19 protein-coding genes and 1 other RNA gene are annotated in these 21,243 nt (G+C 58.7%); 6 read left to right on the top strand and 14 right to left on the bottom strand.

Going from position 1 to position 21,243, the window contains the following annotated elements; all coding sequences use genetic code 11:
- Positions 1-9: 9 nt before the first annotated feature.
- Together NG895_RS10990 and NG895_RS10985 are read left to right on the top strand one after the other, a co-directional pair.
- A complete protein-coding gene (locus NG895_RS10990; RefSeq protein ID WP_252852533.1) occupies positions 10-558 on the top strand; it encodes a gamma carbonic anhydrase family protein in 549 nt (182 codons plus the stop codon).
- Positions 559-712: 154 nt separating this feature from the next.
- Positions 713-3,016 (top strand): endo-beta-N-acetylglucosaminidase, encoded by a 2,304-nt coding sequence (locus NG895_RS10985; protein ID WP_252852532.1) that lies wholly within the window; start codon positions 713-715, stop codon positions 3,014-3,016.
- A gap of 54 nt (positions 3,017-3,070) precedes the next feature.
- On the opposite strand, the gene NG895_RS10980 is transcribed toward NG895_RS10985, so the two are convergent.
- From NG895_RS10980 to NG895_RS10935, 10 genes are all read right to left on the bottom strand, one after another.
- Positions 3,071-3,265, bottom strand: a complete 195-nt coding sequence (locus NG895_RS10980; RefSeq protein WP_252852531.1) for a hypothetical protein — start codon at positions 3,263-3,265, stop codon at positions 3,071-3,073.
- Between the two features lie 43 nt (positions 3,266-3,308).
- On the bottom strand, positions 3,309-3,557 hold the full coding sequence (locus tag NG895_RS10975; protein WP_252852530.1) for a hypothetical protein: 249 nt from the start codon (positions 3,555-3,557) through the stop codon (positions 3,309-3,311).
- A 135-nt stretch (positions 3,558-3,692) separates the two neighbouring features.
- Positions 3,693-3,968: a hypothetical protein gene (locus NG895_RS10970; protein ID WP_252852529.1), complete on the bottom strand. Its 276-nt coding sequence runs from the start codon at positions 3,966-3,968 to the stop codon at positions 3,693-3,695.
- A gap of 109 nt (positions 3,969-4,077) precedes the next feature.
- Positions 4,078-5,250, bottom strand: a complete 1,173-nt coding sequence (locus NG895_RS10965; protein WP_252852528.1) for a WD40 repeat domain-containing protein — start codon at positions 5,248-5,250, stop codon at positions 4,078-4,080.
- A gap of 171 nt (positions 5,251-5,421) precedes the next feature.
- Positions 5,422-5,874 carry a YdeI/OmpD-associated family protein gene (locus tag NG895_RS10960; RefSeq protein WP_252852527.1) on the bottom strand — a complete coding sequence of 151 codons (453 nt, stop codon included), beginning with the start codon at positions 5,872-5,874 and terminating at the stop codon, positions 5,422-5,424.
- Positions 5,875-5,996: 122 nt separating this feature from the next.
- Positions 5,997-6,944, bottom strand: a complete 948-nt coding sequence (locus NG895_RS10955) for a hypothetical protein (RefSeq protein ID WP_252852526.1) — start codon at positions 6,942-6,944, stop codon at positions 5,997-5,999.
- Positions 6,945-7,095: 151 nt separating this feature from the next.
- On the bottom strand, positions 7,096-7,923 hold the full coding sequence (locus NG895_RS10950) for a hypothetical protein (RefSeq protein ID WP_252852525.1): 828 nt from the start codon (positions 7,921-7,923) through the stop codon (positions 7,096-7,098).
- A 120-nt stretch (positions 7,924-8,043) separates the two neighbouring features.
- Positions 8,044-8,418: a hypothetical protein gene (locus tag NG895_RS10945; protein WP_252852524.1), complete on the bottom strand. Its 375-nt coding sequence runs from the start codon at positions 8,416-8,418 to the stop codon at positions 8,044-8,046.
- Positions 8,419-8,770: 352 nt separating this feature from the next.
- Positions 8,771-9,580, bottom strand: a complete 810-nt coding sequence (locus NG895_RS10940) for an SMI1/KNR4 family protein (RefSeq protein WP_252852523.1) — start codon at positions 9,578-9,580, stop codon at positions 8,771-8,773.
- A 111-nt stretch (positions 9,581-9,691) separates the two neighbouring features.
- On the bottom strand, positions 9,692-10,252 hold the full coding sequence (locus NG895_RS10935; RefSeq protein WP_252852522.1) for a hypothetical protein: 561 nt from the start codon (positions 10,250-10,252) through the stop codon (positions 9,692-9,694).
- Positions 10,253-11,237: 985 nt separating this feature from the next.
- Between NG895_RS10935 and rnpB the strand changes: the two genes are divergently transcribed.
- Positions 11,238-11,719, top strand: an RNA gene (rnpB, locus tag NG895_RS10930) — RNase P RNA component class A.
- 100 nt (positions 11,720-11,819) lie between these two features.
- Here the strand turns inward: rnpB and NG895_RS10925 are convergent.
- On the bottom strand, positions 11,820-12,374 hold the full coding sequence (locus NG895_RS10925; RefSeq protein WP_252852521.1) for a hypothetical protein: 555 nt from the start codon (positions 12,372-12,374) through the stop codon (positions 11,820-11,822).
- A gap of 443 nt (positions 12,375-12,817) precedes the next feature.
- Entirely contained in the window at positions 12,818-13,753 is a 936-nt protein-coding gene (locus tag NG895_RS10920; RefSeq protein ID WP_252852520.1) for a sugar phosphate isomerase/epimerase family protein, read from the bottom strand.
- A 307-nt stretch (positions 13,754-14,060) separates the two neighbouring features.
- Between NG895_RS10920 and icd the strand changes: the two genes are divergently transcribed.
- Positions 14,061-15,296 carry an NADP-dependent isocitrate dehydrogenase gene (gene icd, locus NG895_RS10915; protein WP_252852519.1) on the top strand — a complete coding sequence of 412 codons (1,236 nt, stop codon included), beginning with the start codon at positions 14,061-14,063 and terminating at the stop codon, positions 15,294-15,296.
- A 111-nt stretch (positions 15,297-15,407) separates the two neighbouring features.
- Positions 15,408-15,851, top strand: a complete 444-nt coding sequence (locus tag NG895_RS10910) for a hypothetical protein (RefSeq protein ID WP_252852518.1) — start codon at positions 15,408-15,410, stop codon at positions 15,849-15,851.
- A 191-nt stretch (positions 15,852-16,042) separates the two neighbouring features.
- Here the strand turns inward: NG895_RS10910 and NG895_RS10905 are convergent, their stop codons facing one another.
- Both NG895_RS10905 and NG895_RS10900 read right to left on the bottom strand, forming a co-directional pair.
- Positions 16,043-17,797 (bottom strand): cation:proton antiporter domain-containing protein, encoded by a 1,755-nt coding sequence (locus tag NG895_RS10905; protein ID WP_252852517.1) that lies wholly within the window; start codon positions 17,795-17,797, stop codon positions 16,043-16,045.
- A gap of 69 nt (positions 17,798-17,866) precedes the next feature.
- A complete protein-coding gene (locus tag NG895_RS10900) occupies positions 17,867-18,907 on the bottom strand; it encodes a Gfo/Idh/MocA family protein (RefSeq protein ID WP_252852516.1) in 1,041 nt (346 codons plus the stop codon).
- Between the two features lie 105 nt (positions 18,908-19,012).
- Here NG895_RS10900 and NG895_RS10895 point away from each other — a divergent pair, with 105 nt between their 5' ends.
- The gene (locus NG895_RS10895; protein WP_252852515.1) at positions 19,013-21,157 is read left to right on the top strand and encodes a pre-peptidase C-terminal domain-containing protein; all 2,145 of its coding nucleotides are present in this window, start codon (positions 19,013-19,015) and stop codon (positions 21,155-21,157) included.
- Positions 21,158-21,243 lie beyond the last annotated feature (86 nt).

Raw genomic sequence — 21,243 nt, 5'->3', positions numbered from 1 at the left:
AAATCGACCATGCAATCTCGAACTAGAAGCTTTCGTGGGGCGACGCCGTCGCTCGGTACACGTGTCTACATTGCGGCGACGGCCACCGTGCTGGGCGACGTCGTGCTAGGCAACGACGTTTCGGTGTGGCCCGGGGCTTCCGTCCGCGGCGATATGCACTCGATTCGCGTGGGCAATCGCTCCAATGTGCAGGACAACGTCGTACTGCACATCACGCACCCCAGCGACTTCAACCCGGGCGGCTTTCCCCTGGAAATTGGCGAAGACGTGGTCATCGGCCACAGCGCCGTGGTGCATGGCTGCAAGGTGGGCAACCGCGTGCTCATTGGCATTGGCGCCATTGTGAACGATGGTGCCGTGATCGACGACGAGGTGATGGTCGGCGCCGGCTGCGTCGTGCCGCCCGGCAAGCATTTGGAGACCGGCTTCGTATATGTCGGCAATCCGTGTCGCCAACTCCGCCCCATCACCGAGCAGGAACGCAAGTTCTTCACTTACTCGCCCGCCCACTACGTGGAGCTGAAGAACGAGTACCTCGCGCACGAGGGCTTCGAGTAGCGGAGGAGGTCCGCAAGCAAGCCTGGGCGAATTCGCACCTCGCACCGCACAATCTTTCCTCGTTGGCTCGCAATTTGGCCAGCGTGGCCCATCCCTGCGCCGCCGTCTGTGTTTATAATGGAGGCTTCGGAACAGACGTTGACGGAGGCTCATGATGTCCATCAGACCCTACGGGTCGTGCGTAGTACTTGCCATTCTCGCCACTTGCGCCGGCACGCTCGATTGCCGGGCCGATTTGCCGCTGCAGCCGTACGTGTCGTATTGGAAACCTAACTCGGATCCGAATCCGCTGCTGGGCTACGACTACCACACCGACCCCGATGCGCAGTTCAACAAGGGGAGCGTACCGCTTGCCAGCCGGTTCTTGAATCCTGCCCTGCAGGCCAATCCCCACGCGCGGCCGAACGAAGCGCGAATCATGTCGCTGGCTGCTTTTCATGCCACGTCGAACAACCCCTCGCAGGGCAGCGACAGCCACCGCTACTACGCCTTTAGCCACTGGCAATACGTCGACGCCCTGGTGTTCTGGGGTGGCTCGGCGGGCGAAGGAAACATCCTGGCGCCCAACGGGCCGATCATCGACGCCGCGCATCGAAACGGGGTGCCCGTTTATGGCACCATCTTCCTGCCTCCCAACGTCTACGGCGGCGACATCGGGCGACTGGAAGACCTGGTCTACGAACGGCGTGCCGGCCGTTTTCCCGTGGCCGACCAACTGATCGAAGTTGCCGAGCGCAATGGCTTCGACGGCTGGTTCTTTAACCAGGAAACCCACGGCGCCGACCCCGAACTGGCATCGCAGACCCGAGAGTTCATGAAGTACATCCAGAATAACAGCGACCTGGACGTCGTGTGGTACGATTCGATGCTCGAGAACGGCAGCATCAGCTGGCAGGGCGAGCTGAACCAAAGCAACAATTCCTACTACGAAGGCTCGTCGACCGACGACCGGGCCGCGGACAGCATGTTCCTCGACTTTCGCTGGAACGCCTCGAAGCTGAACAACTCGGGCAACTACGCCGAACAACTGGGCCGCGACAAGTACGAGATCTACGCCGGCGTGGACGTGGAAGGTTCGGGCTGGAATCAGAATCGCGTGTCGCTGGACGACGCCTTTCCCGAAGGACAGCCGCACCGCTCGTCGCTAGGGTTCTACCGTCCGGAGTGGACACTCAACTCCACCAGCACCATCGAAGGCTTCTACGAGCGTGATAGCCAGTTCTGGGTGGGAGCCAACGGCGACCCCAGCGACACTTCCGGCAGTGTTGGCTCGCGCAACTGGAAGGGAATGGCTCACTACGTGCCGGCCAAGTCGCCGATCTCCGGCGATGCGTTCGTCACCAACTTCAACATGGGACAAGGCTTCAACTATTGGGTCGATGGCGAGCTCTCCCGCAGTGGTGAGTGGAACAACCTGGGTCTGCAGGACGTGGTTCCCACCTGGCGATGGCTGCTCGATGCGTCATCCAACCCACTCACGCCCGAGATTGATTTCGACGACGCCTTCTACGGTGGCAGCAGCCTCCGCGTCAGCGGTAACCTCACCAGCCAGAACGACCTCCGGCTGTACGCCACGAGCCTGCGGGTGTCGTCCAGTTCCAACCTGCAGGTGGCCTTCAAAACGGCCGCACCAGCGACCGATTCCAACATGGAAGTGCTGGTCGCCTTCGCGGACGATCCCACTTCGTTCACCGCCTTGCCTGTCGGCACAAGCACGGGGGCCGATTGGGAGCTGGTCACGCTGCCGCTCTCGCAGTTCCGCGGCCGCACCATCGCGCAACTCGGACTGCGTTTCGATGGCAGCGACTCCAACTACGACATCAACATCGGCCGCCTGGGCGTGATCGAGGGCCAGGCGGATGCCCCCGTGGCGCCTACGAACCTCGTGCTGCTGGACTACGCGCAGGTCGACAGCACGCGGTACACCATGCGTCTCGAGTGGGAGCACTCGGCCGACTACGCCGGGGACGGAACGAACGAGGTGTACTACTACAACTTGTACAAGGTCACGCCCGGCGGCGTCCGCACCTTCCTGGGCGGGACACTGAACAACTCGTTCTTCGTCCGCGACCTGCCACGCTCCGCGCGGGAAGCCTCCACCACCATCGAGGTAGAAGCGGTGAGCAACGAGTTCGGCGTGTCCGATGTCTCGTCCTTCACACTCAACTGGCGAAACCTGCCGACCGGTCTGGCAGGCGACTACAACAACGACGGCATCGTCGACCTGGCCGACTACACCGTGTGGCGCAACAACCTGGGCGGCCAGGCCAGCTCGCTATTCAACAACCCGTACGCCACGAACGTTGGCAGCCAGCAGTACACCATCTGGAAGGCCAACTACGGCGCGGTGGCCGCGTCGTCGAGCCAGAACGCCGTACCGGAGCCAAGCAACTTGGCGCTGGTGAGCTTGGCCATGCTGAGTACGATCGCATATCGTTGGCGCAAGCTTTCTGGTTGATGCCGGCAAGCGTGTCTGCCCGGCCACTGGGGTTCTTCCGCGTTGCGCTAGTATCTAAAGGGCGTAAAACATAGCATCAGCAGCATCCTCCAGTTTCGCTAAAGCGAGTACGCCCTGCGTGTCACCACGGTCGTAGGCCGACTGATAGGCGGCGATGAGTTCCGCTGGGGTTGTCGGGGCCGGCGGAGGATTGCTGCATCCACCCATGACCACGACAGACAGCAGCACGAGGATTCCTCGAAGCATCATCCAACCGAGTCCTGAAGACCCGTTCCTCGACCGATTGGTCATCTCAAACGGCAGCGCGGCTTCGGCGGCGATCCACCGAGGCGATGCAGGCGATGTACGCGAAGAAACTCAGCGGCCAGTAGGCCACCGCCACGGCCACAGCAAGGCACACAGCGCAGAGCCGGCTGCCGGTGCGCGGGCGGGCATCCACGTACACGTACAGGCACGTTGCCACCAGAAACGCCATCGCCAACGCAGCGAACGGCACGCGAAACATCACAGTGAGCCACTCGTAAAGGTCGGCCGGCGACATGGAAGTTCTTTCTGCGGTATTGGTGAATACAGGAGCAGTGCTCCACTGCTGCGATGAGTATACCAAATGGCGTGCCCTAGGGCCAAACAGCCCGCACCGCCCTGCCCTGGCGGCTACCGCCGTAGTATTGCTCCACTATCTCCTTCCCGAGCACTCGCTGATGCTCAGTGTCGGAATGCCGTCTTCGGTGTCGGAATAGATCAGATTCAAGCCGTCTTCCCACTTGGGGCCGAAGTGGAACTCGACATTGTCGTACTTGAGGATCTCTGGCCGCTGCGCTTTGCGAGAACACTTGGCCGTGTCGTTTGCGGCGCCGAATAGTCCCACAAGCTCGTCGCGCGACATACCGAGCCGCACCGGCCCGATCCAACCGGACTCTCTTAACTGCCGTAGCCAGTCGTTGAAGTTCATGGGGTGCTCAGTTCATGGGATGCACAGTTCACGGGGCGGGCGCGTTTTACTATCAACTCAAAACCGACGTCGCCGCCCGCTTGCGTGCAACCCTTGGTTCGGCCTCTGCTCAATTGGTGGTGGGCGTCACCCAGATCCGAACAGTTCCGTCCCTGCTGCCCGCCGCCAGGAATTTGCCGTCCGGGCTGAACGAGACCGCTTCGACCCGGTCGGGGCTCGTCAGCGCAGCGAGTTGCTTCCCTGTCTCCACGTCCCACAACCGCACGACCTTGTCGCCGCCGGCCGTTGCTAGTTGCATGCCGTGGGGACTGAACACAATTCCTTGGACTGCCATTTTGAGGCCCTTGACCGGCTCTGTATCCTTGCCGGTTTCCAACTCCCTGACTCGTACGGCCGCGCCGGTGTCCTCAATAACAATACCCGCCGGGGCTCCGCGACTGCCGGCCGTTACTGGAACTGCCACGTGCTTTCCGTCGGGACTGATCGCAACGTCGGCGGCCGACGCCCACTCGCCGTATTTCGTCTCGGGCTTGACCGAGAAGTGATGCAAGGGTTTGCGTGTTTCAGCATCCCATATCCATACTTCGCCCGCCTCTTGCAGCTCCCCGCCTGCCCCGCTGGTTCCTGCAACCAACAACTTGCCATCCCTGCTCCATGTCACAGAACTGGCGGCCGTCGAAAGCTGGTTTGACTGGTGGACGATTTCTCCGCTCTCGGTGTCCCAGACGATTACAATGCCGCCAGGCAACCCATGCCGTCCGCCCACCGCGGCGGTCGATCCTCCCGTGGCGAGCCGCTTCCCATCCGGGCTAAATGCCATTGCGAAGACGTCCGGCCGGAATGCGGACTTCTGCCCGCGATCGAGGATCGGGTCGATCCTGGCCAGTAGCCTGTTGTCGGGTAATGTGCGGATCGTGATCTCCCCCCAATAGTTGACGGCCACGAGCTTCAGATCGGTGGTAAAGACGACGACCGGACTGCCATAGCCTGCGCGGGTGATCTCCGGCACGTCCGCTAGTTGTTTACCGGTTGCCGAATCCCAGACCCGAATCGACCTGTCGTCACTTGCAGTTGCCAACGACTTCCCATCGTCGGCCCAAGCCACAGTTAATACCCGCGACGTGTGTCCTTTGAGTACCACCGGTTCCTGCGAATAGGCTGCTTTCGCGAGAACATTTGCCATCGCTAAAACAACAGCCAGCGTCACCGTAATTAACGTTTTCATTTTCAGTCCTTCCGCACAGGGGGTTTTCAGTCGACTTCCAGGCTGAACATGGAGCATGAGCTGCAAGCAAAAGTGGCGCAGCCTTTGTGCATGCAAAGGGTGTGACGCTTTTGATTGTCAGCTCCGTGCATTTGTTAGGCGGCGCCTCGTTGACTGCGATGAAACGAGGTTCAATCACCTGTCAGCACCTCGTAGCGAAGCTATCGGTTCCACTGACTTAGCGCCCCGCTAGTCAGTATTTCTGCCCGCCAGCGATTCGACAATTTTGGCGATGCGCCGCTCACGCGTTTCAGCTTTCTTCGCCCCAAGAACCGACTCGACAGACTCGCGCTGATTCGTGTAGCTGAGCTCACGCCAGCAGTTCCAGAGTCCCGGCGTTATCTTGATTGCCTTGGCCAAATCTGGCGGCACTTCGACCGTTCTCTCATCGGAATCGGCTGTGATCCGCACCTTTACGCGTTCGCCACCTGAAACAGCCGCAGCCTCCCGATGACTCTTTCTAAGCGGTATGAATGTCTGCCCATTCATGCGTGCGATCGTGCTGCGAAAAGTGTAGCCGTTTACAGTGACCTTTACCGGTGCACGTACTTTTCCGAATTCTTCTTTTGGGTCGAAGGGCACTGGAATGGCACACATGCCGCCATCGCTCAGTATTGAGACTTCTATGGTCTTCGATTTCACGAGTATTTCTCCTGGCCGCCTAACGTCGCCCGTAACCGGGCACGAACGGAAGATGTTGATTTCAGTTGCCGCGTGATTGAGTGCTCCGGTTCACGGCTTTGTTAGCATGTGTCGTATTGAGGTTACCCCCAAAAGACGATGGGCAATTTATGTTCGAGGCTCTTGGCCGAAAATTCCCTGAGCGTTTCGAATCCAGCTGTAATCAGTTCGCGTGTGGATTCCGAAATGCTGGAGTCTTTGTCTGACGGGATGTGCGGTTCAATTGTACGAAGCTGATCGGCGAGCGCGTATGACGATCCGAAGCTGTGGTAGAACGTGAATTTGCCAAACGATTGAAACGGTTCAACAAATACGACGCGATCAAAGCGGCACGGCACGTAGTAGCCGCTGTGGCAACTGTGGTCGATGATATGGGAGAACCGGAAGTTTCGGGGCTCGCCATCCCATACCGTGGCCGGATGCTTGTAAAAATTATCTTCGGGTGGGTCGTCAAACGTGGGGAGATGATCTTGCAGGTCAAGCCATTTTGCGTATGCGCGTAACGCTTCAAAGCCCCACGATGCCTGTTGCGAATGCACCACGTCACCTTCGTCTTGCCACTCGATGGTCGTTTTCAGCTCCTTTTCGGCCTCCGCGACGATCTGTCGGACTTGCTGCTTGGCCTTTCGGCGGGCGAAGAGGCTCTTAATACGCTGGGGGCTGAAAATGCCTTGCGGTGTAATTACCTTTGATTGGCCACCAAGCAACTGCTGCACGGCTGATTCAACATCGCCCGCTTTGAATTGCCACATCGGCATTACATAGACGTCGAGCGACATGATGTTCCGTATTCTCGCAAGCGAACGGGTTGGCGGATGAGCTGCCAAGCATGGATGCTTGTCCTCGATCCACGCGGTGTGCTTGGTCAGTTCCATCCGCCTTGTTCGGCGCGCATCCATGCGGGCCAAATCCAGACGTTCTCCGCGCGGGAAAACGTCCGCCGAGGTAAGTGCGACTTGGGCCTCCAAGACCCAAGGTCGTAGTTGCGCGGCGGTGCGCCGCACCAGCAAGGTCAGCGGCTCATCCGCCAACCCGTTCAATGAGCATGGATGCTCGGTGAACGTTTGAGGTAACGGGGCGGGCCGAAGCAAACCACCTTGAACAACGAATTACTGTAAACGAAGGCGTTGAGTCTGAACAACCGGAAACCTGCCCGCTCCCGTTCACCGATTTGTTATCCCTTCAATATGGGGCTTCGATTGCTTCAAAGTCCATTGGGTTGAAGTCAAACAGTTCAGTTTCATTGACCAAGCCACTTGATTCTACAACCCCTGCAAACAACTTGCCACGAGATGCCCAAACAAGACGTTCGCGGTCGAGTTCGGCCCATTCCCAATCAGCGCAATCGACTTCGGTGCGGGATTCCGTGTGTACCAGTTGATGTTCGTCCCAATAGCATCCTTTGCCATCGGGTGAATCGATTTCAGCGTGTGCAATCTTGCGAAGACGCCAGCCACGATCGAGATCTTTTTCAAATACGTCTTTATCTTTCCATTTTGAGACGTTAACGCGTTCCATCAGTTGCCAACCATCGCGGAGTAGACGCGGGTAGTAGACGCCAAGGCATTCGCCACCATAGTATTCCGATGGTTCGAATCGTTTGTCGCGGCGCACTTCCTTTGTGTCACGTAGGACGGAGTGGCCATAACCGTCGTTGACCCAATAGTCGTTTTTGTTCGTCCATAAGCCACCGCCGTGCCAGCAGTCGCCTTTGGGAAAGATTGCTAACGCCTTCAAGTACGGAGCTCGTGAAATCGCGGTCCAAGAGCCCTTGGCCTCGGAATCCCATTTGCCGTTCATTGCAAAGTAGATGAGGTGCTTGCCGTCGGGCGAGAGGTCACTGCGTCTTTCATAGATTCGGCCCTTGAGCCATTGGCCAAGTTGGAATTCGTCGCGGCGGCGATTCCACAGGATGGTGGCAACGTGCTTGGACGGGCCGCGGCGGATCACGAGACCGAGCGGTGCATGACTTGCGAGTAGTACATGAAGTCGGGCTGGAAACTCGGCCATGGTTCTGAAGGGATAACGGTCAGCCGTAACCGAGCGGCGACGAAAGGTATTCCATTTCAAGACCGCCCGACTTCGCCGCTTCGGTTCACGGCATTGTTCTGCGGAATTCTACGGTTGATTCTACCATTCGAGGAATTCATCACCAGCATCCGAAGTAATCAGCGCGTTGAAATGGTGTGCAATCTGGGCAACTTTCTGACGCACGAGATTTGAAACGTCTTCCATGTCAGGATGGTAGCGCATCGACAGTTCACCGCGAGACAATGCGAGGAATGGTATCCGCGTTCCGTCGTTCAGAGCCATTTCGGATTGTCCGGGTGGAACCGACATTCGGATTACGCCGCCATCGGGAGCAGTCGCTTCGAACGGTTCCGTACGTAATGCAAGCGCCGAGTCAGATTCAATGAACGCAATCCAATCAGCGTCGGAGATGGAGTCACCGGTTTCGTTGTAATCGCGATCAATGGATTTCGTGACGATCAGCGATACGCTCATTTACTTATCCGCAGAACGGGTTGGCGGATGAGCTGCCAAGCATGGATGCTTGTCCTCGATCCACGTGGTGCGCTTGGTCAGTTCCATCCGCCTTGTTCGGCGCGCATCCATGCGGGCCAAATCCAGACGTTCTCCGCGCGGGAAAACGTCCGCCGAGGTAAGTGCGACTTGGGCCTCCAAGACCCCAGGTCGTAGTTGCGCGGCGGTGCGCCGCACCAGCAAGGTCAGCGGCTCATCCACCAACCCGTTCAACGAGCATGGATGCTCGCTGAACGTCTAAAATCACCCGGTCGCGACGAGAGATTCTCAATTGTCAAAACGCCCGACTTCGCGACTCGGGTGCATTTTTTTGTTATGTCGCGTTTGCGGCAGTGTGAACGTCGACCAACGCCAGACCGGAGTCCTGAAGTCGCGTTCCGTATTGGTCAAGATACTCATCGGGAGCCTCAAAAATAACCGTATCTGCAGGAAGCTCTGGGAACAGGAGTGCGTCGCCTTCAAATTCCATTGTTTCGGGATCGTCACCGGAATATCCCGCAGCGACCCTGTTGGATGAAATCCAGAAACATTCATCCCACTTTTTGCCGGTTTGAAGCTTCAAGTACGGTACGCCTATGTTTGAGAGCTTCCGTTCGAATGCCAAACCAAACAGTGCTTCGAGGCGCCGTTGAGCATCATGAATGTTCTCAACATTCTGAAGCACGCGTTCATTTTCAACGTCAAGTTCCATGAGTTGCAAGAAATCGGAGAATGAATCGGCAATTCTGCCTTGGCTGTTGCATTCAACGTCGATATACGAAACCGCCGGCTCCGCTGAGCCCTCGCGATAGTCCAAACAGTGATACCAATGCCCATCGCCGTCAAATGGGATGAGGCCATCTAGTGGGTAGTCAACGTATTCTTGATGATCGCGAAATGTGTCATCAGTGATCGAGGGATACGAAGGTCCAATTCCAGCAATCTGGTCACCAACCGAATCTGGGATCGAAAACCGAATCGGCCCACCATTCTGCACGCGGAGAATATCTAAGAAGAGCTGCGGAAGAGTGTGGCCCAATTGGGACTCTGTCTGCCGGATCAGTGCCTCAGTCAATGGAGTTTGGACGTACGGCAAGTAGGCTGGTCGCGTCCAAATCGTTTCTGGTGTTGGTTTGATGTTCATTCAAGCGACATAACGACTAAAATCACCGGGTTGCCGCCAGTGACGTTGACTTCAAATTCGACCCGGCCGGCAACTCCGGTGCATTTTTTTGTTCTGCCACGATAGACGCTATCAGTGGAAGCCAGGAAGGTTACCGCGAAACCAATCGACGATCCGGGCGATTCGACGCTCGTTGATCTGTTCGGCGACGGTGTCATTGTATAGTTCATTTGCCAATGCACAAAGTTTTCCAGGAACCGAATCGGTGGGCGGGGACCAAGTCTTTCCACTCATGTAGTCAAATGAGAAGTGATACGTGACGCCATCGAGCCCGATACGCGATGTTTCGGAATGCCGGGTGCCCAACAACGCGAATCGAAAAACAACATGCAATGTCGTGCCAATCGCATCGGAAAGTCCAGCCTGGTGTTTCGTCGCGGTAATCGTTTTCGTTTCTTGGATCGGCCAAATCGGTTGGTCCGCAGTGTTGGCGTACGACGTGTAGTGCCCGCTCCGCGAGCATTCGAGGCAAAGCATCCATTCCGATTCAAATGAGGGTAGGCATGTTATCGTCGCAACAGCTTTCGCTTTGCGATCAGTTTTTGGTTTCAAGGATGCCGCGACAGCATGCATGTACGCAGTGATGACCGGAGGTGAATCGAACGGGGAATCATTTGGTTCAAGGTGGTCCATCGATGCGGCGTCAACAGCATGATTGTGTGGCAGAACTTGTTATTCGACACCAAAAATGTGGATAAGTCCGGGCAGGACTGCTTATCCACAAAAAGTGTGAATAAGCTGTCCCTCGATTGTAGCAAAACCGCACGCCTTTTGTGCCCCCGAAACTCCCCGCGGGGGTCATCACGTACCGCAATCTAGTGGGCGTCTACGCCGCTGAGGATGTCACAACCTCTATCAGTTTCGGAAATTCCGAACGCGCATCGGGCAGCTCACCTCAGCATGTTTAGAGACGTCAAGAACTACCTCGGCCACATCGTCCGACGCTGTTTCCGTTCGAAGCACCCTGGCGATACTATTCTTCTGTTCGCGACCGTTCGTGCGAAATCGCGGGGCGTTGGCCTCGGGATACAAGGGATAGTTCCCTGCCAGCCAGCGGCTAGTCGCTTCGACTCTGCCCTCTCAACGAACTCCCACTTTCTCTCGCGCCGCTGTAGTTTTCTTACACGGGGTGGGGTAGTGTGAATGGGTTTCGCGATGGTGTTGAGCGGTGGCCGCTGGCGGCTACTGGCCCGTGAACGCATGCCTGAGATAGGACGGAGGCCCGCTCGATGGCGGAGCGATTGGCCACGAGTGGTGTTTTGGGCCAACGAGTTTTGGGCCAACTGGCTGAGTATTGGGCCAACTCGCGGTACATGCGGAGAACAACGCACGGGGTTTTGGGCCCATGCCACGCGGTACGCCTCAGAAAAACAAGGAGCTTTTGAAAGCGAGGGGGACAAAACTCCTGGGGTTTTGGGCCCATGGATGAGTTAGTCCAGTGTTGGCCCAAAACTCGAGTTGGCCCAAAACTCGATGGGATAAAGAGTGACCGGCTGGCAGCTTGGTGACGCCGCCCCGACGGCGTGCCGGTTTGCGGAGATAGGCTCCCAACGGAATGAACTCCGTTCTACACGAACAACTGACAACCGAGGCCTGTCTACTTACAATGACAGCAGCCAGAGACGACCGGATGGTCGCCGGCTCGGGTCCACTGGACCTGGGCGGGAGGAAAGTCCGGGCGCCACAGAGCGGGGTGGTGGATAACGTCCACCGGTCGCAAGACTAGGGAAAGTGCCACAGAAAAGATACCGCCTGGGGGGCTGTCGGCCGTCGGCTCTCGGCCGTCGCGCGAGAATCGAGGGATCTAAACACCCTCGTTCTGGCCGATAGCTGACAGCCAATAGCCGATAGCCCTTCAGGTAAGGGTGAAATGGTGCGGTAAGAGCGCACCGCGGGCGAGGTGACTCGCCTGGCAGGGTAAACCCCACCCGGCGCAAGGCCAAACAGAGGGCAGAGCCGGCTCGGCTCGTTACGACTCTCGGGTAGGCCGCTAGAGGTGTGAGGCAACTCACTCCGTAGAGGAATGGCCATCCGTGGCCACGGTTCTCCAAGCGGGAATCGCAGCCACGACAGAACCCGGCTTACAGGTCGTCTCTGGCTACTTTTTAATTGTTCAGTGGAGGGGCTTTCAGCGATCAGCTCTCAGCAGACAGCTTTGCGGGCTGACTGCTGATCGCTGACCGCTGATCGCACGCGACCGTTACCAGTTGGTCTTCAGTGGCGAAATGCCATTGGAGCTCGAGGTGAACGGGCTGTTATTGCTAGCACTCGAGGGAGTGTGCGTCGACTGGGGGGGAGTCGAGCTGATCGAGGGCTGCTGCACGGGCTGGGGAGCCGGAGCCGTGCGGCGGCGAGCCGGGGCCGACTTCTCGGCCGGAATCATGTCCTGCTCGACCACCTGCAGCAACTTCGAGATGCAGAGCTTGTTCATGCTGGTCCGCAGGTCGTGAGCCTCGGTACGCAGGTACTCGTGCATGCTCTTGGGCAGGCGAACGGTGATGACTCGGGTCGGCTCGCTGTCGGAGTCGTTGGTACCCTTCTTCTCACGCAGCTTGACCAGGATGTGCTGAATGGCGTCGTATTCGTCCGACTTCTCGAATTCGGTCAAATCCTCAAAGGTGGGGAAGGCCTTGCGGACAACCCCTTCGATGCCCAGCACCTCGCGGAAGAAGGTAACCCAATCGAGGTCACGTTCGGCGAGTTGGCGGGCGGTGGCGAGGACTTGTTGGTAGCGTTCCTGTTTTTCAGTGGTCACGGCACTTGTCTCCTTACGGTGTGCTTGGGAGCGATAGCGGTCACGGGCCCACGCAGGCCCGCCAGTTGTGGACATCTTCGTATGCTGTCAAGCCAATGCATGCATCCCGTTGCAATGCTTGCACTTACGACCACAGGCCGGCGGTGCCTATTCCGGTGCACGGCGTGCCCAATCGCTGGGCACGCCTGCGTGCACAAAAAGCGTGCAGCGGTTCTCTGTCCCATCAGCCGAGTGTCCAGTCCGGCAGGGGGCGTCGTAAGTATCAAGAAAATGCTATCAAAACAAGGTCAATCTGCGACTTGAGACTTTTTTGGACAGTTTCTGGGGCTTTCGCTCAAGGCAAACAAAAAGCCGACCGAGCCCCGCAGGACTCGGTCGGCTTTGGTGGTGTACAGGTGAAGTACGCCGTCTGCCGATTTGGCAGATACTCAGCTCAGCTCGTTTCAGCTCAACTCGTCGCGGACTTTCAACAGCAGGTCGCGAGTCAGGCGGATCCCTTCCTTCTCGCCGGGCTCGCCACCTTCCCACTCGATGCCGACATAGCCGTGGTAGTTCGCGTCGAGCACGATCTTCATCATCCGGCGGTAGTCGATCTCCGCTTCGTCGCCCTGCTTATTGAACTTGTGACTCTTGGCACTCACGGCCTTGGCGTACGGCATCAACTCCTCGACGCCCTGGTAGCGGTCGTAATCATAGAAGTTGCCGAAGTCGGGCAGCGTGCCGACATTGGGCCGGCCCACCTGCTTCATGACGGCCGCCAGCCACGCCCCGTCGGAGGACAGGCCACCGTGGTTCTCGACCAGGACATTGATGCCGTACTGATCGGCAAAGTCGCCCAACTGCGACAGGCCATCGGCGGCCCGGTCACGCTGCTCCTCGCGGGTACCCGCGGAAGCCGCATTCACGCGAATCGAGTGACAGCCGAGGAATTTGGCCGCCTCGACCCAGCGGAAGTGGTTCTCCACGGCCTTTCGGCGGGCCTTCTCCTTGGGATCGCCCAGGTTGCCTTCGCCGTCGCACATGATGAGCAGGCTGCGGACCTGGAGGTCGTCGCAGCGATTCTTCAGCTCGGCCAGGTATTCCTTATCCTTGGCCTTGTCCTTGAAGAACTGGTTGACGTACTCCACACCGTCGATGTCGAATTCCTTCTTGGCGACACCGGGGAAGTCGAGATTCGTCATCTCTCCACTATTAAGCGTGCGGTGCAGCGACCATTCGGCCAGCGACAGCCGGTACAGAGGCTCCTTCTTGTCCTTTTTGTCTTTCTTGGTGTCCTCGGCCCAAGCCAGATGGCCAAGCCCAAGGCTGCCCGTCACAAGACCGGCGGAGGCCAGGGCCGCGGATTTCAGCATGTCGCGGCGGGATACGGAGGTAGGCATATCAATGCACTCCAATGAGGGTGAAAAAACGGAAGTGCGGCAGTGAGCCCTGATTGTGACTGGCCCCCAAGCGGGATGCAACAGGACCGGCCACGGCAGAAATCGGCCCACCAAGCCCCTGAGCCCATTGACCCGTCCGCTGGTGCTGCCGAGAATCGGCGGTTCGAGGTGGGGTTAGTAGGTGAGTCAGTGAGTAGGTGCCATGGATTCACCTACTCACTTACCTACCTATTCACCGGCCCCGAGCTGGCCCCCGCTATCATCAATCAACCAAGAAACACCCCCCTCCCCCAAAGGACCCCTTATCATGAGTGGCAGCGCCATCACCATGCAGGACGGCCAGCTGAACGTCCCTGCCGAACCGATCATTCCGTTCATCGAGGGCGATGGCACTGGGCCGGACATCTGGGCTGCCAGCGTGCGGGTGTTCGACGCGGCCGTGGAGAAGGCCTACGGCAGTGAGCGGAAAATCGCCTGGAAGGAAGTACTGGCTGGCGAGAAATCGTTCAACGCCAATGGCAACTGGCTGCCCGACGAGACGCTCGACGCATTCCGCACCTACCTGGTTGGTATCAAAGGTCCGCTCACCACGCCGGTTGGCGGCGGCATCCGTTCGCTGAACGTCGCGCTGCGGCAGATCCTCGACCTATATACCTGCTTGCGGCCCGTGCGGTGGTTCGAGGGTGTTCCCTCGCCCGTAAAGCGTCCCGACCTGACCGACATGGTCATCTTCCGCGAGAACAGCGAAGACATCTACGCTGGCATCGAATTCGAGAACGGTACCGAGGACTGCGAGAAGTTCAAGTCGATGTTCGCCGAGGCGTTCCCCGAACGCTTCAAGAAGATCCGCTTCCCGGACACCGCTGGCATTGGTATCAAGCCGGTGTCGAAGGAAGGCACCTGGCGCATCGCGAAGGCTGCCATCCAGTACGCCATCGATAACGGCCGCGACTCGGTTACGTTGGTGCACAAAGGTAACATCATGAAGTTCACCGAAGGTGGCTTCCGCGACTGGGGTTACCAGTGTGCCAAGGAAGAGTTCGGCGCCACCGAACTCGATGGCGGCCCGTGGTGCACGTTCAAGTCGCCCAAGGATGGCAGCACCATCACCGTGAAGGACGTGATCGCCGACGCCATGCTGCAGCAGATCCTCACCCGTCCCGCCGAGTACAGCGTGATCGCCACGCTGAACCTCAACGGCGACTACATCAGCGACGCCCTGGCCGCCTGCGTCGGCGGTATCGGCATCGCCCCGGGTGGCAACATCAACTACGACACCGGCCACGCCATCTTCGAAGCCACCCACGGCACCGCGCCGAAGTACGCCGGCAAGGACCAGGTGAACCCAGGCAGCGTAATCCTGTCGGGCGAGATGATGCTCCGCCACCTGGGCTGGACCGAAGCCGCTGACAACATCATCACCGGCGTGAACGGCGCCATCGGCGCGAAGACCGTCACGTACGACTTCGAACGCCAAATGGAAGGCGCCAAGCTGCTGAAGTGCAGCGAGTTCGGCTCGGCGATTATTGAGCACATGGGGTAACGAAGCAGGCAGAAGGCGGTGAGCAGTGAGCGGTACCGCAAGCTCTCACCGCCCATAGCCGACGAGCTACGCCTCGTCGGTTGTAATGGGGATTTATCGGCTGGCGAAACGATGAAGTACATTGAGCTTCTAAGTAAGCAACTGCAAAGCGATGCAATCATTGAGTTGTTGGAGTTCTGGGACGCGGACGTCGTGTACGACTTTGACAGGCTTCGCGAGGGCACAGCGGATAGCTACACGGTAAGCTGCCATGAGCATGGCATTGAGTTGCGATTTGACTCAGGCCAGTCGTTGCAAACTATTTTCCTTCACGTCACTCCACGTAACGGTTTTTCAGCTGCCGAACTTACGAATTCCGACGTTGAGGTTTTCGATAGCCGCTCAGATGTCGCAGCTCATGCCACGACAAAGGGATGGCAAACGCTTGCTGGAGAAGCGACGTTTCTTGGTATCGAAAACAAATGGATCAGAATGGAATGCGAAGTCTGTTCTGTACATTACCAGTTTCGTGATGGTCTGCTGGATATGATCACGATTATGGGAACGCCTCCATAGGCTCCAGTAGCTTAACAAGCTGTTGAAGTGCAGCGAGTTCGGCTCGGCGATCATCGAGCACACGGGGTAACGAAGTGGAACGCTAATCTACGCTAATAATCACTAATAGTATTAGCGTAGATTAGTGGTTATTAGTGTTCCGAAAAACTCCGTGACCTCTGTGTTCTCCGTGGTTGATCCTTGCCGCCCGTTCACGCGTGCCGCTCCATGGCATCTTCCAGGAAGTAATTAATATCCTCCGCTGCCTCGGCGTGGAGTACGTCGTAGGCGTGGGCCGCGCTGCGGGCGTGGTAGAGTTGTTCGCGGAGGTTGATGTCGCGGGTTATCGCGCGGGCGAAGGCGGCCAAGACTTCCAGGTGGCGGTTGCGGTCGGACTCGGGCGTGGCCAGCAGCAGCACGGCATGCACGGGGTGACCGTCCGGCGCACCGAGGTCGAGCCCCTCAGAGCTAATGCCCAGGATGCCGGTGATCTCCTGACCGCTATCCAGAATAGCGTGCGGCACCATCAATCCTTGCGACAGGCAGGTGGAGGCTAGCGCTTCGCGTTCGAACACCTTCTGCACAAACTCGTCCTGCGGAATCGTAGGTCGGTCCTGCGTGTTGTAAAGCTGTGCGGAGAGCGTGCGGATCACGTCGTCCTTGCTCTTACCGGAAACATCGACGGTAATGTGGTGCTCGTCCAGGAAATCCAACAGCCGTGGGTGATCCTTGCCGGCCTCTCCCGCCTTGAACAAGGCGAACCGCGCACCGCTGGGCCCAACCAACTGGTTGATCGCCAAAGCAGCCAGCCCCACGGTGGTGACTAATTGTGCTGAGTCGCTCAAGCGGGGATCGCTTTGCACGATCAGGATCAAACCAACCGCCACGCCACCGTGCGGCACCAGCGCGAGTCCCAGGTAGTTGCGCACTCTTGGCGGCACGTCCGCCAGCGACATCGCGGTGAACGCGCCCACGTACTTCCCCAGGAATCGAGCCAAGAAGTACAGCACTACTAGACCGGCTGCATTCATCACCAGCGAGAAGTCGAGGTTCATGCCCGCAAAGGTATAGAACGCCGCAAACAGCACCCCGCCGATGGAATGCAAATAGGCCTCGGCCGAGCGAACCACATCGTGTCGCAGGTTCGACACCACGATGCCGGCAAACGTGCAGGCCAAAATACCGGAAACATTCAGACCAGATGCACCGCCCCAGGAGCCAAGAATCACCGCCACCATGGTGGGACCGAGGAACGCAGGACTGACCAGCGTGCGACTGAGCACCAACGCAATGCCGGCGCTGAGCGCACCCACACAGAAGGCGAGCCCAAACTCACGGCCGACCGACACCACGGCCGTCGACCAGGTGCTGTGCCAGGCTTCGCCTCCGGCACCTCCTTCAGCCAGATACGACGAGACAAACGCGAATGCCCCGACGGCCACCATATCGATCAGCGCCACCGCAGCGACCAACGTTCGTGTGAGGATACCTCGCGCGCGGGCCTCCTGCACCACCAGGATGGTAGTCCCGGGAGCACCCGCGATGGCAATGGCGGCCAACAGAATGCCAGCTCTCATGGTCATTTCATCGGGCGCGATCATCCTACCGACGAAGATCATCAGAAACGTGACCACCGCAGGCGTGAACACGGCTTCACCAAGGAGCAGCATCCCGAGCCTACGACCCGAGTTGCGCAGGCTGGCAAAGTGCAGCGCCGCCCCCACCGTGAAGGCGATGTACCCAAGGACGAAACTCATGTAGGGCGCAAAGTCCTGCACCGAGTGAGAGGTCAACCCGGTGATCGCAGTATGGTGCCCGGTTGTGGCGCGAATCAGGATACCCGTCGCAATCCAACCAGTGACTTTGGGCAACCGCAGCTGGCCAAATATCTCGCCACCGATGATGCCCGCCACCAGCACGAGGGCTAGCTGGTAAAGGACGTGGTCGGGGGAAAAGTCGATAGCCATGAACAGTTTCGCCCGATCAGGCAGGTTTTTCGATTCGTGCAGGGCTCGATGGGGAAGGTGGCAGCCCCACTATAGTCTGACTGCACGCCCGCTGGCCAGACTCTTTGACTGTGCGTGGCACATTTCTACCGCATCCAGCGCAAGGTCGGCCCCCAGAATGTCGCTCGGCTCACCGGACGAAAAGCACCGCGTCACTTCTTTCAGCTCCGCAGCAAACGCGTCCATGGGGTCACCGCCACTGAGCTTGGCCTCTTTAGCCCGACCTGTGCTGGTAAGCAGCGTGGGAGGACATAGATAGCGCCCAGTATCGCCCAGCACGGCAAACTCAAACACCAAGGTTGCATCTTCCAAATGGATCTCGAAGCCATGATCGAAGGATCGGCCCTGCTGATCGATGGTGCCACTGGTCGCTTCTACCGTAACTCCCGATTCGAACTGAAACTGCGTGTGCCAGAATTCCGGCAGTCCTTCATGCATTCGACCAATCGACGATAGCGAACTTGGCTTGCCGAACACGAGTCGGATGAAGTGCGCATCGTGAACATGAAGATCCAACATCGGTCCGCCCACCTGATCCGCGGTCCAATAGTTCTTCAGCCAGGTGGGATCGGAAATGACTCGTCGGAACGAACCGCCAAGCACCTGGCCGTACTTGCCACTGCGGATGGCCTTCAGCGCCCAGGCATACTCCGGAAAGAACGGCAGCACATGGCCCACCAGCAGCGGGCAGCCAGCTTTAGTGGCCGCTTTCACGATCTTCTTGCCGTCGGAAGTGGTCATCGCGATCGGCTTCTCGCAGAAAACCTGCTTGCCCGCCTCCAGCGCCCGGATGGCCGCCGACATATGCAGCGAGGGGGGCAAAGTGATGTCGACCGCATCGATGTCGGCGTTGTCGATCATTTCGTCCACCGTGGCGAACGTTTCGACGCCCGAAAGGTCCATCCGCTCGCCTGGAGGGCCAAAATTGCCCTTAATTTTCCGCCAATCGCCCGCCCGCCGTTCGGGTTCTGGCGTGGCGATGGCCGCCACTTTGACGCCCCGGACGCGTTGGTAATTCAAATAGTGGACCATGCCCATGAATCCCAGGCCGGCGATCCCAATCCGTAGCATACTGCTCGCTCCTTAGTGGATGTTTTCCAGGTGCCCAATTCCAGTGAGGATTTGCAGCTTCTAGTTATACTAAAGACTTCCCTTCGTTGTTATCCGCCGCCCCGCATGAATCGCCCCGCCCTTCCATCGCCCCGTTGCCACCGCCTGCTTGCGACATGCCCTATCGTGGTATTCGCCATGCTGGGTGGGCACTGGTCATGCGCGGCGAACTTCCAGGATATTTATCGCTGGGCGGCCACAGCAGCCGATGGCTCGCCACTTTCGCAAGGCGACGCCACCACGCTGCGATGGAGCATTGTCGACGACGGCCTGCACGTTGACGACACGCAGAGCAACTTGGTCGCCTACCTGGACGGCCTCTACGGGGCAGCAGCCGGCAACGACTATACGCAACGACCTTGGTTCGGAATTCTCGAGACGCAATTCGACACCATCGCCGCGAAGACAGGCCTTGAATTCGACTATATCTCCGACAACGGCGGCGCGTGGGGCACGGATGCAGCCGGCGCCGGGGAGGCCGATATTCGCGTAGCTGGTTTCGATCTCCTGCAATCTGGTCAACTCGGCGAAGCGCAACGCCCCTCTCTTGGGGGCGACGTCCTGCTTGACACTAACAACACGACATTCGACAACCCAACACTACTGGGGAGCGTCTTTCAACACGAACTTGGACACTCGCTCGGACTGCTGCACGTGTCGGTGGCGGGCTCCACACCGCTGATGACCACTACCAGCTATCCGCTGCAGGGGCCACAGCTCGACGACCTGTACGCGCTCACACGTTTGTATGGCGATAAGTTCGAGAAGTTCGGCGGAAACGACCTGCCTGCAAACGCAACGACCCTGGGAACACTGCATTCCAGCGAGGCGATTATCGTTGGAGGCGATGCGGACGATTTGCACATCGCCACAGAACAATCCGACTTCGTTACCATCGATGGGGCAAGCGACGTTGACTATTACCGCTTTGAAATTCCACTGGCCAGCGAGGTGACCACTTCGCTTACGCCCCGCGGGCCGACCTATAATTACACGCCCGAAGGACTTTCGCAGCAGTCGCTCGAAGCCGCCGCGATGAGCGACCTTCGGTTTCGATTACTGGCAAGCGACGCACAGACCCCGCTGGCGACCGTCGACTCTGCCGGCATCGGAGCCGCGGAGCGGATTGGGGGCTTTAACCTGCCTTCGCCAGGGACCTACTACGTCGAAGTTCGTGGGGCACAGAACTTCAATCAGTTCTACGAACTCAACCTACAAGCCAATCAGATAACTCCCCCCTCAACACCAATGGTGTTCCGCGATTCGTTTAACAGCGATGGCAATTTGAACGCCGATGTCGACTCCCCTGAACGCCAGGGCGGCGGACAAGTCGACACACATTACCAGTACGACGCTGGCCTTACTCCGGCCGGCACTCCGACCGTAGAGATCGCCAACGGAACTCTAACGCTTCGTGGCGTGCAAGGAACCACCGACGCCGATTCGCCGAGCGCCCTCGCTCTGCGCAACTTCGGCCCCCAGGTCAGTGGTGAGCGATGGCTCCTATCGCTCAACGTGCATCTGGGCGCGAGCACCTCGAGCTTCGACGCCGCCTTTGCGCTAACGTTGAGCGATGCCTGGCCGACCGGCGAACCTCTCTCCGACGACGCCGACCTGACTCTGCTGGCTACCAGCAACAACTTCTATCGCATCGTCGAGGGGGGAGGAAACTCCAGTGGCGAAGTTGTCCGCCAGGGCATCGCCGCGGGCCCGGACTACTTCATTCAAGTGCTGGTGGACGAAACGCGGGCCGTGCCTGAGATGACCGTTGCCATCAACGGCGACACCCTGCTCTTGAACGAACGCGTCACGCTTTCGCAACTCGAGCGATACCTCGGTCTGCACGTGCTGACCGGCAGCGGCCTGGCTCCCATGGCCTCGGTTACGGCCGAAGTCGACAACCTGAGCATTGCCGTCGTCACCGATAGCGTGGCGGGCGACTTCAACTTGGATGGCGTCGTCGACCTGGCCGACTACACTCTGTGGAGGAATCAACTCGGCCGACAGGTACTGGCCGGCACTCAGGCCGACGGCAACGCCAATGGCCAGGTAGATGCGGCGGACTACGCCATCTGGAGATCGCACTTCGGCACCACTTCCGCCACGACCGCCGTCCCCGCCGCGGTGCCGGAGCCAACCGCCCTGCTACTCGCAGTGCTCGGAGTGACCATCCACGCCTTGCGGAACGCGGCATACCGCACCTTGGACTGAGCCGCCCAACTGGCCTTCCAGCATGTGGAAGATTTCTTTCACATTCTTCACAAACCGCGCACAGTCATCGGTCGATTCTGGACACA

Origin of the sequence: Aeoliella straminimaris (assembly GCF_024054565.1) — a bacterium.
Lineage (GTDB): Bacteria > Planctomycetota > Planctomycetia > Pirellulales > Lacipirellulaceae > Aeoliella > Aeoliella straminimaris.
Note: the sequence above shows the minus strand (reverse complement) of the source record. Positions and strands in the feature narration are given on the sequence as shown.

Excerpts from the sequence above, each read along its gene's own strand:
- NG895_RS10990 (WP_252852533.1), top strand. The coding sequence starts at position 10 with ATGCAATCTCGAACTAGAAGCTTTCGTGGGGCGACGCCGTCGCTCGGT.
- NG895_RS10985 (WP_252852532.1), top strand. The coding sequence starts at position 713 with ATGTCCATCAGACCCTACGGGTCGTGCGTAGTACTTGCCATTCTCGCC.
- NG895_RS10980 (WP_252852531.1), bottom strand. The coding sequence starts at position 3,265 with ATGATGCTTCGAGGAATCCTCGTGCTGCTGTCTGTCGTGGTCATGGGT.
- NG895_RS10975 (WP_252852530.1), bottom strand. The coding sequence starts at position 3,557 with ATGTCGCCGGCCGACCTTTACGAGTGGCTCACTGTGATGTTTCGCGTG.
- NG895_RS10970 (WP_252852529.1), bottom strand. The coding sequence starts at position 3,968 with ATGAACTTCAACGACTGGCTACGGCAGTTAAGAGAGTCCGGTTGGATC.
- NG895_RS10965 (WP_252852528.1), bottom strand. The coding sequence starts at position 5,250 with ATGCTCCATGTTCAGCCTGGAAGTCGACTGAAAACCCCCTGTGCGGAA.
- NG895_RS10950 (WP_252852525.1), bottom strand. The coding sequence starts at position 7,923 with ATGGCCGAGTTTCCAGCCCGACTTCATGTACTACTCGCAAGTCATGCA.
- NG895_RS10945 (WP_252852524.1), bottom strand. The coding sequence starts at position 8,418 with ATGAGCGTATCGCTGATCGTCACGAAATCCATTGATCGCGATTACAAC.
- NG895_RS10940 (WP_252852523.1), bottom strand. The coding sequence starts at position 9,580 with ATGAACATCAAACCAACACCAGAAACGATTTGGACGCGACCAGCCTAC.
- NG895_RS10935 (WP_252852522.1), bottom strand. The coding sequence starts at position 10,252 with ATGGACCACCTTGAACCAAATGATTCCCCGTTCGATTCACCTCCGGTC.
- NG895_RS10920 (WP_252852520.1), bottom strand. The coding sequence starts at position 13,753 with ATGCCTACCTCCGTATCCCGCCGCGACATGCTGAAATCCGCGGCCCTG.
- icd (WP_252852519.1), top strand. The coding sequence starts at position 14,061 with ATGAGTGGCAGCGCCATCACCATGCAGGACGGCCAGCTGAACGTCCCT.
- NG895_RS10910 (WP_252852518.1), top strand. The coding sequence starts at position 15,408 with ATGAAGTACATTGAGCTTCTAAGTAAGCAACTGCAAAGCGATGCAATC.
- NG895_RS10905 (WP_252852517.1), bottom strand. The coding sequence starts at position 17,797 with ATGGCTATCGACTTTTCCCCCGACCACGTCCTTTACCAGCTAGCCCTC.
- NG895_RS10900 (WP_252852516.1), bottom strand. The coding sequence starts at position 18,907 with ATGCTACGGATTGGGATCGCCGGCCTGGGATTCATGGGCATGGTCCAC.
- NG895_RS10895 (WP_252852515.1), top strand. The coding sequence starts at position 19,013 with ATGAATCGCCCCGCCCTTCCATCGCCCCGTTGCCACCGCCTGCTTGCG.